Source organism: Stenotrophomonas sp. 82F1 (assembly GCF_056861525.1).
The window spans coordinates 208,524-221,847 of the sequence record NZ_JBSPUD010000003.1; the positions used below are offsets into that span (position 1 = coordinate 208,524).

9 protein-coding genes are annotated in these 13,324 nt (G+C 66.3%); 6 read left to right on the top strand and 3 right to left on the bottom strand.

Annotated features, from left to right (window positions below; translation table 11 throughout):
• The first annotated feature begins 22 nt into the window (after nucleotides 1–22).
• From AC13GI_RS05365 to AC13GI_RS05390, 6 genes are all read left to right on the top strand, one after another.
• Nucleotides 23–547 (top strand): 3-hydroxyanthranilate 3,4-dioxygenase, encoded by a 525-nt coding sequence (locus AC13GI_RS05365; protein WP_099820770.1) that lies wholly within the window; start codon nucleotides 23–25, stop codon nucleotides 545–547.
• A 160-nt stretch (nucleotides 548–707) separates the two neighbouring features.
• Nucleotides 708–1,982 (top strand): kynureninase, encoded by a 1,275-nt coding sequence (gene kynU, locus AC13GI_RS05370; protein ID WP_482995729.1) that lies wholly within the window; start codon nucleotides 708–710, stop codon nucleotides 1,980–1,982.
• Between the two features lie 29 nt (nucleotides 1,983–2,011).
• Nucleotides 2,012–3,379, top strand: a complete 1,368-nt coding sequence (locus tag AC13GI_RS05375; RefSeq protein WP_482995730.1) for an FAD-dependent oxidoreductase — start codon at nucleotides 2,012–2,014, stop codon at nucleotides 3,377–3,379.
• Entirely contained in the window at nucleotides 3,379–4,818 is a 1,440-nt protein-coding gene (sbcB, locus tag AC13GI_RS05380; RefSeq protein WP_482995731.1) for an exodeoxyribonuclease I, read from the top strand. Before AC13GI_RS05375 ends, sbcB begins: the two co-directional genes overlap by 1 nt.
• The gene (locus AC13GI_RS05385) at nucleotides 4,815–5,501 is read left to right on the top strand and encodes a DUF2461 domain-containing protein (protein WP_099820774.1); all 687 of its coding nucleotides are present in this window, start codon (nucleotides 4,815–4,817) and stop codon (nucleotides 5,499–5,501) included. The genes sbcB and AC13GI_RS05385 overlap by 4 nt, the downstream gene beginning before the upstream one ends.
• Nucleotides 5,502–5,574: 73 nt before the next feature.
• Nucleotides 5,575–6,126 carry a DUF2939 domain-containing protein gene (locus AC13GI_RS05390; RefSeq protein WP_482995732.1) on the top strand — a complete coding sequence of 184 codons (552 nt, stop codon included), beginning with the start codon at nucleotides 5,575–5,577 and terminating at the stop codon, nucleotides 6,124–6,126.
• Nucleotides 6,127–6,208: 82 nt separating this feature from the next.
• Here the strand turns inward: AC13GI_RS05390 and AC13GI_RS05395 are convergent, their stop codons facing one another.
• From AC13GI_RS05395 to AC13GI_RS05405, 3 genes are all read right to left on the bottom strand, one after another.
• The gene (locus AC13GI_RS05395) at nucleotides 6,209–7,153 is read right to left on the bottom strand and encodes a 5'-nucleotidase (protein ID WP_033831508.1); all 945 of its coding nucleotides are present in this window, start codon (nucleotides 7,151–7,153) and stop codon (nucleotides 6,209–6,211) included.
• A gap of 46 nt (nucleotides 7,154–7,199) precedes the next feature.
• Nucleotides 7,200–7,973 carry an NAD kinase gene (locus AC13GI_RS05400; RefSeq protein ID WP_089236114.1) on the bottom strand — a complete coding sequence of 258 codons (774 nt, stop codon included), beginning with the start codon at nucleotides 7,971–7,973 and terminating at the stop codon, nucleotides 7,200–7,202.
• A 210-nt stretch (nucleotides 7,974–8,183) separates the two neighbouring features.
• Nucleotides 8,184–13,160 carry an NAD-glutamate dehydrogenase gene (locus tag AC13GI_RS05405; RefSeq protein ID WP_482995733.1) on the bottom strand — a complete coding sequence of 1,659 codons (4,977 nt, stop codon included), beginning with the start codon at nucleotides 13,158–13,160 and terminating at the stop codon, nucleotides 8,184–8,186.
• Between the last annotated feature and the right edge of the window lie 164 nt (nucleotides 13,161–13,324).

Consider the following 13,324-nt stretch of genomic DNA (forward strand, 5'->3'; position numbering starts at 1 on the left):
CCTCCCTCCCACGGACATCCCCATGCTTGCCTCCCCCATCAACCTGCTGGGCTGGATCGAGGAAAACCGGCATCTGTTGAAGCCGCCGGTCGGCAACAAGATGATCGACAACGGCGATTTCATCGTGATGGTGGTCGGCGGACCGAACAGCCGCACCGATTTCCACTACGACGAAGGACCGGAGTGGTTCTATCAGCTGGAAGGCGAAATGGTGCTGAAGGTGCAGGAGGATGGCGCGGTGCGCGATATCCCGATCCGCGCTGGCGAAATCTTCCTGCTGCCGGGCAAGGTGCCGCACTCACCGCGGCGCCCACCCGGCGGCGTCGGCCTGGTGGTGGAACGCAAGCGCCTGCCGCATGAGCGCGACGGCGTGATCTGGCATTGCGAGCGCTGCAACCACAAGCTGTACGAAGAGTACTTCACGCTGCAGAACATCGAGACCGACCTGCCGAAGGTGTTCGCGCGCTACCAGGCCAGCCTGGAACTGCGCACCTGCAGCGAGTGCGGCCACGTGGATCCGTTGCCGGCACCGGCGCGGGCTGGCTGACAATCCGCCCTTGTAGAGCCGAGCCCATGCTCGGCTGTGGGCCCACGTAGCCGAGCATGGGCTCGGCTCTACAGGCTTGGCGGCATGCATGCATCCCCGCCACCGGCTACGCCATGCCAGGCGCTACACTGGCAGCCCCGTTGCAGCCTGTTGCCCGACCATGTCCGACCTGCTCAGCCGCACCCACGCCATCGCCCTTGATGCCGCCGATCCACTGCGGCCGCTGCGGCAGGAATTCCTGATTCCGCGCCACGGTGGTGGTGAGCAGACCTACTTCGTCGGCAACTCGCTGGGCCTGCAACCGCGCGGCGCGCAGGCGGCGGTGCAGGAAGTGATGAAGCAGTGGGGCGAACTGGCGGTGGAAGGCCACTTCACCGGGCCGACCCAATGGCTGTCGTACCACCGACTGGTCAGCGCACAGTTGGCGCGCGTCGTCGGCGCCCTGCCCAGCGAAGTGGTGGCGATGAACACGCTGAGCGTGAACCTGCACCTGATGATGGTCAGCTTCTACCGGCCGAAGGCCGAACGCCCGGTGATCCTGATGGAAGCCGGCGCGTTCCCGACTGACCGCCATGCAGTGGAAGCACAGATCCGCTTCCATGGCTTCGACCCGGCAGACTGCCTGGTGGAAGTGCAGCCGGATGAAGCCAACGGCACGATCTCGATGACCGCGATCGAACGCGCGATCGCCACGCACGGTCCGCGCCTGGCGCTGGTGCTGTGGCCTGGCGTGCAGTACCGCAGCGGCCAGGCCTTCGACCTGGATGCGATCACCCGCGCCGCACGCCTGCAGGGTGCGCGCATCGGCTTCGATCTGGCGCACTCGGTCGGCAACCTGCCGCTGCACCTGCATGACGTCGCCCCGGACTTCGCCGTGTGGTGCCACTACAAATACCTCAACAGCGGCCCGGGCGCCGTGGCCGGTGCCTTCGTGCACGAGCGCCATCATCGCGACACCACGCTGCCGCGCTTTGCCGGCTGGTGGGGCCATGACGAGGCCACCCGCTTCCAGATGGCGCCGCAGTTCCAGCCCGCAGTCGGTGCCGAGGGCTGGCAGCTGAGCAATCCGCCGATCCTCGGCCTGGCGCCGCTGCGTGCGTCGCTGGACCTGTTCGAACGTGCCGGCATGGAATCGCTGCGCAGCAAGTCGCTGGCACTGACCGGCCTGCTCGACGCACTGGTACGCGCGCGCCTGCCGCAGGTATTGGAGATCGTCACCCCGGCCGAGCCGGAGCGCCGCGGCTGCCAGCTGTCGCTGCGGGTGATCGGCGGCCGCGAGCGTGGGCGCGCCCTGTTCGAGCACCTGCGTGCCATCGGCGTGCTGGGTGACTGGCGCGAGCCGGACGTCATCCGCATCTCGCCCACTCCGCTCTACAACCGCTACCTGGACGTGCACCATTTCGTCGAGGAAGTGGAAGCCTGGGCCGGCCTGTAAGCCGCCCTCCCCTACTGCTGGACAGTTCGTTGATCGCACATGCATCCCGCTCGCTGAGCATTGTCGGCGCCGGCCTGGCCGGATCCCTGCTGGCCATCCTGCTGTCACGGCAGGGCTGGCGCATCACCCTGTACGAACGCCGTGGCGATCCACGCATCGCCGATTACGAAAGCGGCCGCTCGATCAACCTGGCCCTGGCCGAGCGCGGACGCAACGCGTTGCGCCAGGCCGGCGTGGAAGAGGAAGTGATGGCGCGCGCAGTGATGATGCGCGGACGCATGGTGCATCCGCGCGAGGGCGAGCCGCAGTTGCAGCGCTACGGTCGCGACGACAGCGAAGTGATCTGGTCGATCCATCGCAGCGACCTCAACACCACACTGCTGGAACTGGCCGAGCAGGCCGGTGCCACCGTGCATTTCCACCGCCGCCTGCACACGGTCGATTTCGATGCCGGCTATGCGCGCTTCATCGATGATCGTGACGACAGTCCGCACGATATCCGCTTCGATACGCTGGTGGGTGCCGACGGCGCAGGCTCGGCGCTGCGTGCGGCGATGAACCGGCGCGAACCGCTGGGCGAGGACATTGCCTTCCTCGACCATTCCTACAAGGAACTGGAGATCCCGCCCACCGACGATGGCGGCTTCCGTATCGAGCGCAATGCGCTGCACATCTGGCCGCGTGGCCACTACATGTGCATCGCCCTGCCCAACCACGAGGGCACGTTCACCGTCACCCTGTTCCTGCCCAACCAGGGCGATCCGAGCTTCGCTACCGTCAACACCGGCGCCCAGGCGGAAGCACTGTTCGCGCGCGAGTTCGCCGATGCCCTGCCGCTGATTCCCAACCTGCGTGCGGACTGGGAGCAGCATCCGCCAGGCCTGCTCGGCACGCTCACCCTGGAACGCTGGCACCAGCAGGACCGCGCCGTACTGATCGGCGATGCCGCGCACGCGATGGTGCCGTTCCACGGCCAAGGCATGAACTGCGCGTTCGAAGACTGCGTGGCACTGGCCCGCCACCTGATGGAGGCGGACGACCTGCAGGGTGCGTTCGCGGCGTTCGAAGCCGAACGCAAACCGAACGCGCGTGCGATCCAGCAGATGGCACTGGAGAATTATCTGGAAATGCGCGACCGGGTGGCCGATCCGGCCTTCCTGCTGCAGCGCGAGCTGGAACAGGAACTGCAGCGGCGCTGGCCGACGCGCTTCGTGCCGCACTACACGATGGTGACCTTCCTGCACACGCCCTATGCCGAGGCACTGCGCCGCACCGACATCCAGCGCGAGATGCTGATCACCGCCACCGCGGGCCACGACACCCTGGACAACATCGACTGGAATGCACTGGAGGCGCAGATCCATGCGCGGCTGCCGGTGCTGGAGGGCGCGCACTGATGGCCGACAGCTTCCTGTTCTACGACCTGGAAACCTTCGGCCAGGATCCGCGCCGTACCCGCATCGCCCAGTACGCGGCGATCCGCACCGACAGCGATCTCAATGAAATCGACACGCCGGTCAGCTTCTTTGTTCGCCCGGCCGACGATCTGCTGCCCTCGCCGATGGCCACGATGGTCACCGGCATCACCCCGCAGCAGGCGCTGGCCGAAGGCATCAGCGAAGCCGAAGCATTCGATCGCATCAACGAGCAGCTGTCGCGCCCCGGCACCTGCGCGCTGGGTTACAACACCCTGCGCTTCGACGACGAGTTCATCCGCTACGGCCTGTTCCGCAACTTCCACGACCCGTACGAACGCGAGTGGCGCAATGGCAATTCGCGCTGGGACCTGCTGGACATGCTGCGGCTGATGCATGCCATCCGTCCGGAGGGCATCCACTGGCCCAAGCGCGAGGACGGCGCCACGTCGTTCAAACTCGAACACCTGGCCGAGGCCAACGGCGTGCGCGAGGGCGATGCGCACGAAGCACTGTCGGACGTGCGCGCGACGATCGGCATGGCGCGCCTGTTCAAGCAGTCGCAGCCGCGCCTGTGGGACTACGCGTTGAAGCTGCGCGACAAGCGTTTCGTCGGCAGCCTGCTCGACATCACCGCGTTGAAGCCGGCGCTGCACATTTCCATGCGCTATCCGGCCAGTCGCCTGTGCGCGGCGCCGGTGCTGCCGCTGGCGGTACATCCGACCATCAACAACCGGGTGATCGTGTTCGACCTCGATGGCGACATCGATGACCTGTTGGAACTACCTGCCGAGGTGATCGCCCAGCGCCTGTACCTGCGTGCCAGCGAACTGCCCGAAGGCATCGCCCGGGTACCGCTGAAGGAAGTACACCTGAACAAGGTGCCAGCGCTGGTCGCCTGGAACCACCTGCGCGCCGATGACCACGCACGACTCGGGTTGGACGTGGCGGCGATCGAAGCCAAGGTCGAACGACTGCGCGCGTTTGCTCCACAGCTGGCCGAGAAGGCGCGCCAGGTCTACAACCAGCCGCGCGCGGCGAGCGTGTCCGATGTGGACGCTTCGCTGTACGACGGCTTCCTTGGTGCCGGCGACAAGCCGCTGCTGGCACTGGCACGGACCACGCCGGCCGAGCAGCTGGCAGCGCTGGAAGGCCGCTTCCGCGATCCGCGCCTGCCCGAACTGCTGTTCCGCTATCGCGCCCGCAATCATCCCGGCAGCCTCGCACCGGAAGAGCACGAGCGCTGGAAGGCCTATCGCCGCCAGCGCCTGTTCGGCGAGGAAGGCCTGGGCGAACTCAACCTGGCCCAGTACCAGCAGCAGCTCGACGCTCTGGCGGCCGACGCACCCGACGACGCCCGCCGCGCCGCGCTGCTGCAATCGCTGCGTGACTGGGGCCAGCACCTGCAGGAGGACCTGTGAGCACCTATTTCTCCGATGCCAGTTTCAAGTTCCTGCGCAGCCTGGCGCTGCACAACGACAAGACCTGGTTCAACGACCATCGCCAGCAGTATGAAGACCACGTTCGGCAGCCGTTCCTGCGCCTGCTGGGTGACCTGCAGCCGGCGCTGACCGAGGTCAGCGACCACTTCCGCGCAGACACCCGTGGCGTGGGCGGTTCGTTGTTCCGCATCCACCGCGATGCGCGCTTCTCCCATGACAAGTCGCCGTACAAAACCTGGCAGGGTGCACGCCTGTTCCATGAGCGCCGCCGCGAAGTGGCTGCACCCTCGTTCTACGTGCACCTGCAACCGGGCGAGAGCTTCGTCGGCGCCGGCCTGTGGCATCCCGAACCGGATACCCAGCGCCGCGTCCGCCACTTCATCCTCGACAACCCCGGCAGCTGGAAGGCAGCCGCGCATGCACCGGCGCTGCGCAAGCGTTTCGACTTCGAGGAAACCGAGAAGCTGGTGCGACCGCCGCGCGGCTTCCCGGCCGACTTCGAATTCATCGATGACCTCAAGCACCGCAACTGGGTGATGTGGCGTTCGCTGGACGACGCCACGATGACCGGCCCACGCCTGCTGTCCACGCTCGGCAAGGACCTGGCGGCGCTGGGCCCGTTCGTCGACTACCTGTGCGCTGCGCTGGATCTGGAGTTCTGACCGGCGCCGGGGCCATCACCGGCATCACCCGTCGTTCACCACCGGCACCCTCACTTGCGGCAGGCTGTGCACCATGAAGAAGCTCATTGGCATCCTCGTTCTGCTGATCGCCGTGGTGGCGGGCTGGTGGTTCGGCGGCCCGTACCTGACCGTGCATAGCCTGTCCAAGGCCATCGAACAACGCGACACCGCGCGCCTGGAACGCTACGTGGATTTCCCACGCGTGCGCACCAGCCTGCGCGCCCAGCTCAATGATTACCTGGTGCGCCAGGCCGGCCCCGAGGTGGCTGCCAGCCCCTTCGGCGCGATGCTGTACGGGTTGGGCGACCAACTGGGCGGCGCCGCGGTGGACACCATGGTCACCCCCACCGGCATCGGCGCGATGCTGCAGGGCCACGTGCTGTGGAAGCGCGGCCGCAATGAACTGCAGGGTGGCGATGCCTTCGGCACGACCGAACCGGCGCGACCGCTGAAGAACGCCGAACACCACTTCGAAGCGCTGGACCGCTTCGTGGTCGACGTCGATCGCGGCCCCGGCCAGCCACCGTTGAAGGTAGTGCTGGAACCGCAGGGCCTGCGCTGGAAAGTGGTGGACCTGCAGTTGGGGATGTCGGGAAGCCCGTAGCCCCGCTCTGGTAGACGCCCACCTTGGTGGGCGCCGATGTATGGCAGTGCCAACCAACGGTTGGCACGCACCGGCCATGGTTTCAGCCCTCGTTGGCTACACCATGCGGCACATGGCCGGCCGCCACGTGTTCACGCGCACTGTCGATGTTGTGCTGCGAATCGTCGAAGAAGATATCGGCACCGAACGCCTGCAGGAACGGACCCTTGTGCCGACCACCGAGGAACAGCGCCTCGTCCAGGCGTACGCCCCATTCGCGCAGGGTGCGGATCACCCGCTCGTGCGCCGGTGCCGAACGCGCGGTCACCAGCGCCGTGCGGATGGGCGCGCTGTCGCCAGCCGGGAATACTTCCTGCAAGGTGTGCAGCGCCGAGAGGAAACCACGGAACGGACCGCCACTGAGTGGCTCGCGTGCACGTTCGCGTTCGTGCCGGCCGAAGGCTTCCACGCCCTGCTCGCGCGAGATGCGCTCGCTCTCATCACCGAAGATCACCGCATCACCATCGAAGGCGATGCGCAGCTGCCCGGCCGGGCGGGTGATGTCGATCTGGTCGGCGGCAGCGGCAGCGGTCTCGCCCGGCGGCTTGGGCAGGATGGTCGCCGCGGCGATGCCATGGCGCAGCGCGCTGCGCACCGATTCCGGGTTGGCCGACAGGAACAGGTCGGTGCCGAACGGCTTCACGTACGGCCACGTCGGCTCACCGGCGGTGAAGGTCGCGCGGATGATGCCCAGCCCGTAGTGCTGGATGGAATTGAAGATGCGCAGGCCGGTATCGGCCGAGTTGCGCGACAGCAGGATCACTTCCACGCGCGGGTTCTCGGGGCTGGCGCCCTGGTTCAGCGCCAGCAGTTTGCGCACCACCGGGAAGGCCACGCCCGGCCCGAGGATGTCGTCCTCGTGCTGGCGCTGGTACTCGGCATAGGCGGCCACGCCATCGCTCTCGAACAGCGCATGGCTTTCTTCCAGGTCGAACAGCGCACGCGAGGTCACCGCGACGGTCAGCAAACGGGGGGAGTTGTCGCCCATCGGTGGGGTCCTTCAAGCGGTCGGCAGGGCCGGCCGCCTATTGTCGTCAAAAAACGAACTGTTCGCTCAGGATCCGGTCTTCCAGGTTGTGCTCCGGGTCGAACAGCAGGGTCACCCGGTGCTCACGCGACTCACGGATCGTCACTTCGACCACGTCACGGGTCTCGTGCGAATCGGCGGTGACGCTGACCGGACGCTTGTAGGGATCGAGCACGCGGAAGCGCACTTCGGTGTCGGCCTTGAGGATGGCGCCGCGCCAGCGCCGCGGGCGATACGGGGCCAGCGGCGTCAGGGCGATGGTGTGCGAACCCAGCGGCAGCACCGGTCCATGCGCCGAGTAGTTGTAGGCGGTGCTTCCGGCCGGGGTTGCCACCAGCACACCATCACCGATCAGTTCGCCCACCCGCTCCTGACCATTGAGGTCGATGCCGATATGCGCCGCCTGCCGGGTCTGCCGCAGCAGCGAGACGTCGTTGTAGGCCAGCGACCCGGTGGTGGTGCCCGATTCGGTCAGCGCCACCATTTCCAGCGGGCGCAGGTGGGCCGGCTCGGCGCGGGCGATACGCGCGTGCACGTCGTCGTCGCCACGGTACTGGTTCATCAGGAAACCCACCGTGCCCAGCTTCATGCCGAATACCGGTTTGCCCAGGTGTCCGTGCCGATGCAGGGTCTGCAGCATGAAGCCATCGCCGCCGAGCGGGCACAGCACGTCGGCCTGGTCGGGCGCGTGGTCGCCATAGCGCGAGACCATCGCTGCGCGGGCCATCTGCGCCGGTTCGGTGGTACTGGCCAGGAAAGCGATGCGGGGGGTGTCGCTCATCGGTGGATCCGGGGGAAGGCGTGGTGGAGAGCATAACCGAGCGCCGGGAGTTGGACCCCGTGGGGCGGATATGCCGGTCATCCGCCTGGCAGATTCACGGCCGGCGTCGGGTCAGGGGGTCGCAAAGGCCAAGGGCAGAAACAGAACGGCCCCGCTTTCGCGGGGCCGTTCCGGTTCACGCGTGCCAGGCATGGCCTGGCACTACATCACTTACGCGCCGTGGGCGGCGAGCTGACCCAGTCGCTGGACTGCGACCGAAACGGTCGGGTAGTCCAGGGTCTTCTGCTCGGCCAGTTCGGCCAGCATCGCCAGGGTGAAGCGCAGGCTGCTGTCGTCACGACCGATCCATGCGGCCACCTTGGCTTCAGCGGTGCTGCCCTTGGTGGCCAGCACCTGGCCAGCCAGGCTGCGGTGGTGTGCAGCCAGTTCGTCGCGCAGCACGCCGCGTGCCACCGCGTGCCAGCGGCCGTTGACCTCCAGCGCGTCGATCTGCTCGAACAGCCACGGCAGCTGCAGGGCGTCGCCGAGGCGGAAGTGGATCTTGGAGACATCCACCGGCTTCAGCTTGCGGGTACGGGCCAGTTCGATGATGTCGAACGCCGGCTCCAGGAAGTGCAGTTCGGCCAGCTGCTGTGCCAGTGCCGACGGCAGGCCCTTTTCCTTCCACTCGGCCACCAGGGCTTCGTAGGTCGGACGCTGCGAATCCGGCAGCACACCCGATGCAACACGGATGTCGTTGAACGGACCCTGGTAGCGGTTGACCGCTTCGGTGATGCCCGGCATCGGGCCCGGACGCGACAGCAGCCAGCGCACGAACGAACGCTGCAGCTTCCAGATCACTTCCAGCGCATCGATCTGCACCGACTCCGGCAGGGTGCCGTCGAGGGCGTCGATCTGCGCCCACAGCGCGCGTGCATCCAGCGTTTCGCGGCTGATGGTGTAGGCCTTGGCGACCTCGGCGATGGTGCGGCCGGTGTCTTCCTGCATGCGCATCAGGAAGGTGGCGCCCATGCGGTTGATGGTCTGGTTGGTCACGGCCGTGGCGATGATTTCGCGCTTCAGGCGGTGACGCTCCATCGCGTCGGCGTACTTCTTCTGCAGCGGGGTCGGGAAGTAGCGCTGCAGTTCCTTGGACAGGTACGGATCTTCCGGGATGTCCGAATCCAGCAGCTGGGCGAACGCCACCAGCTTGGAATAGGACAGCAGCACCGACAGTTCCGGACGGGTCAGGCCCTGGCCGCGCGCCTTGCGCTGGGACAGCTCGGCATCGGACGGCAGGAACTCGATCTGGCGATCCAGCAGGCCCTGCTGTTCCAGCGTACGGATGAAGTGCTGCTTGGAACCCAGGCGCTTGACCGCCATCCGCTCCATCAGGCTCAGCGCCTGGTTCTGGCGGTAGTTGTCGTTGAGCACCAGCGCAGCGACTTCGTCGGTCATCGACGCCAGCAGCTTGTTGCGCTGCTCGACGGTCAGCTTCTTGGCCCGCACCACATCATTGAGCAGGATCTTGATGTTGACTTCATGGTCGGAGGTATCCACACCGGCCGAGTTGTCGATGAAGTCGGTGTTGAGCAGCACGCCGGCCTGGGCGGCTTCGATGCGGCCCAGCTGGGTCATGCCCAGGTTGCCGCCCTCGCCCACCACCTTGCAGCGCAGCTCGCCACCGTTCACGCGCAGGGCGTTGTTGGCGCGGTCGCCGACATCGCTGTGCTGCTCGCTGGCGGCCTTGACGTAGGTACCGATGCCGCCGTTCCACAGCAGGTCGACCGGTGCCTTCAGGATCGCGCTCATCAGGTCATTCGGCGACAGCGCCTTGACGCTCTCGTCCAGGCCCAGCACCTCACGCACCTGCGGGGTGATCTCGATCGACTTCAGGCTGCGCGGATACACGCCGCCGCCCTTGCTGATCAGCTTGGCGTCGTAGTCCGCCCAGCTCGAACGCGGCACGGTGAACAGACGCTCACGTTCGACGAACGTGGTCGCTGCATCCGGGTTCGGGTCCAGGAAGATGTGGCGGTGGTCGAACGCAGCGACCAGGCGGATGTGGCGCGACAACAGCATGCCGTTGCCGAACACGTCGCCGGACATGTCGCCGACGCCGACCGCGGTGAAGTCCTGGGTCTGGCTGTCACGGCCCAGTGCACGGAAGTGGCGCTTGACCGACTCCCATGCGCCGCGCGCGGTGATGCCCATGCCCTTGTGGTCGTAGCCGACCGAACCACCGGAGGCGAACGCATCGCCCATCCAGAAGCCGTGCGCGATGGCCAGGCCGTTGGCGATGTCGGAGAAGGTCGCGGTGCCCTTGTCGGCAGCCACCACCAGGTACGGATCGTCCATGTCGTGGCGCACGACATCCACCGGCGGCACGATCTTGTTGTTGACGATGTTGTCGGTGATGTCCAGCAGGCCCTGGATGAACAGCTTGTAGCAGGCCACGCCGTTGGCGAAGATCGCATCGCGATCGCCGTTCACCGGCGGCATCTTGGCGAAGAAGCCACCCTTCGCGCCGACCGGCACGATGACGGTGTTCTTGACCATCTGCGCCTTGACCAGGCCCAGCACTTCGGTACGGAAGTCTTCGCGACGATCCGACCAGCGCAGGCCGCCACGGGCGACGGCACCGAAGCGCAGGTGGGTACCTTCCACGCGCGGGCCGTACACGAAGATTTCGCGGTACGGGCGCGGCTTCGGCAGGTCCGGCACCAGGGCCGAATCGAACTTGAAGCTGATGACATGGCCGTGCTGGCCGTTGCCATCGGTCTGGTAATAGCTGGTGCGCAGGGTTGCATCGATCACGCCCATGAAGGAACGCAGGATGCGGTCCTCGTCCAGGCTCGACACGCGGTCCATCAGCTTCAGCAGCGCTTCGCGCGCGGCCTGCATCTGCGCATCGCGGTCACCCTTGCGGGCGTCGACCACGGTCTTGAGCACCTTCAGGGTGGCCTCGTCGCCGGCAGCCAGCACGTCGAGGTGGGCCTTCAGCTGCGCCTGGCCGGTGGCGATGTCTTCCTTGCTTTCATGACCGGTGGCCGGATCGAAGCGGGCTTCGAACAGTTCAACCAGCAGGCGTGCCAGCAGCGGGTAGCGGGTGAAGGTACCTTCCACGTACGCCTGCGAGAACGGCACGCCGGTCTGCAGCAGATACTTGCAGTAGCCGCGCAGCATGGCGACCTGGCGCCAGTGCAGGCCGGCCGCCAGCACCAGGCGGTTGAAGCCATCGTTCTCGGCATCGCCGTGCCACACGCGGGCAAAGGTCTCGCCGAAGGCTTCATCGACGCTGGCCGCGTCGATCGCACCGGCGGTCGACTCGACTTCGAAGTCCTGCACGTACACCGGCGCGTTGTCCACCGACAGGCGGTACGGACGCTCGGCGATCACGCGCAGGCCCATGTTTTCCATCATCGGCAGCGCGTCCGACAGCGGGATGTCATCCAGCTGGCGGTACAGCTTCAGGCGCAGGCCATCGCCGGATTCGCGCGGCACGGCCTGCAGGCTCAGGCGCAGGTCGTCCGGGCCGGTCAGCGCATCGAGCTGGCTGACATCGTTGGCGGCAACGGCGGTGCTGTTGTCTTCGATGTAACCGGCCGGCAGCGCCTTGCCGATACGCGCAGCAATGCGCAGGCCTTCGGCTTCGCCATGGCGGGTGACCAGCGCTTCGCGCAGATCGTCCTGCCAGTTGCGCAGCACCTGGGCCAGCTTCTGCTCCAGTTCGGCGGTATCGACGTCGAGCATTTCGCCCGGCTTCGGACGCACGATCAGGTGCACCTGGGCCAACGGCGATTCACCCAGCACCACCGAGCTGTCCACGTACTCGCCGTGCAGTGCTTCCTTGAGCATCGCTTCGATGCGCAGGCGCACGTCGGTGTTGAAACGCTCGCGCGGCAGGTAGACCAGCGCGGAAATGAAACGGCTGTACTTGTCGCGACGCAGGAACAGGCGGCTGCGCACACGCTCCTGCAGGCCCAGCACGCCCATCGCGGTGCGGAACAGTTCGTCCTCGCTGGACTGGAACAGTTCTTCGCGCGGCAGGGTTTCCAGGATGTGGCGCAGGGCCTTGCCGCTATGGCTGGAGCCAGCCAGGCCGGATTGCTTCATCACGTGTTCGTAGCGCTGGCGCACCAGCGGGATTTCCCACGGGCGGCGGTTGTAGGCACTGGAGGTGAACAGGCCGAGGAAGCGCTGTTCGCCGATGATCTTGCCCTTGGCGTCGAATTCCAGCACGCCGATGTAGTCCATGTAGCCGGCACGGTGCACGCGCGAACGGGCATTGGTCTTGGTCAGGATCAGCGCGTCCTTCAACCCGGACGTGGTGTTCAGGCCCTGCGCGGCCAGGGTCTTGACCGGACGTGCGGCCGACTTGTCCTTGCCGCGCATCAGGCCCAGGCCGGTGTCGTTCAGCGGCGCCAGTACGTCTTCCTTGCCCTGCTTCTCGACGCGGTACTCGCGGTAGCCGAAGAAGGTGAAGTGGTTGTCGGCGGCCCAGCGCAGGAATTCCTGTGCTTCCTTGCGCGAGGCAGCGTCGACCGGCAGCTGGCGGCTGCCGAGGTCTTCAGCCAGTGCCAGTGCCTTGTCCTGCATCGGCTGCCAGTCACGCACGATGGCGCGCACTTCATCCAGCGCCTTGTTGATGGCCTGCTCGATGTCCGCCATGGCTTCGGCCGGCTGGCGGTCGATCTCCAGCAGCATCACCGATTCCAGCTGGCCCTCGCCGACCTTGGTCAGCTTGCCGGCCTTGTCCCGGGTGAACTGCAGCACCGGGTGGCCCAGTACATGCACGCCAACGCCATGCTCGGCCAGCGACATGGTCACAGTGTCGACCAGGAACGGCATGTCGTCGTTGATGATCTGCAGCACGGTGTGCGGCGATTCCCAACCGTTGGCCTTCACCGTCGGGTTGAAGACGCGGACGTTGGCCTTGCCGGACTTGCGGGCGCGGGCGAATTCCAGCGTTTCGGCGGCAAGCGCGGCCCATTCCTCAGCGCTGTGATGGGGGAACTCGTCGGCCTCCATGCGCTTGTAGAAGCTGGAGGCAAATGCCACTGCCTCGGCCTGAGCGGCCGCGGGGTAACGCTTGCGCAAGGCCGTGTACACCGGCTCCAGGGAGAAACCAGCGGTCACTGCGACCTCCGACTCAACTGGTTTGCTTTTGTTTTTCACGGTCTTGGCTGCGGTTTTTTGCGGTTTCATGGCAGAGCGGCGCGCTTGCTCAGTTGGGAAAATGAAATTGTAGCCCTACCGCACGAAAAGGCCTTGCTGCAGGACGGAATAACCAGATTCGGGTTTGCTGCGGTTTAGACGCCCTATTCAGTTCGCACCGGTATGGGCATCGCGGTCGCACAGCGTTGCCGACA

Bases quoted from the DNA above. Each gene is read 5' to 3' on its own strand.
- AC13GI_RS05365 (WP_099820770.1), top strand. From the start codon at position 23: ATGCTTGCCTCCCCCATCAACCTGCTGGGCTGGATCGAGGAAAACCGG.
- kynU (WP_482995729.1), top strand. From the start codon at position 708: ATGTCCGACCTGCTCAGCCGCACCCACGCCATCGCCCTTGATGCCGCC.
- sbcB (WP_482995731.1), top strand. From the start codon at position 3,379: ATGGCCGACAGCTTCCTGTTCTACGACCTGGAAACCTTCGGCCAGGAT.
- AC13GI_RS05390 (WP_482995732.1), top strand. From the start codon at position 5,575: ATGAAGAAGCTCATTGGCATCCTCGTTCTGCTGATCGCCGTGGTGGCG.
- AC13GI_RS05395 (WP_033831508.1), bottom strand. From the start codon at position 7,153: ATGGGCGACAACTCCCCCCGTTTGCTGACCGTCGCGGTGACCTCGCGT.
- AC13GI_RS05400 (WP_089236114.1), bottom strand. From the start codon at position 7,973: ATGAGCGACACCCCCCGCATCGCTTTCCTGGCCAGTACCACCGAACCG.
- AC13GI_RS05405 (WP_482995733.1), bottom strand. From the start codon at position 13,160: ATGAAACCGCAAAAAACCGCAGCCAAGACCGTGAAAAACAAAAGCAAA.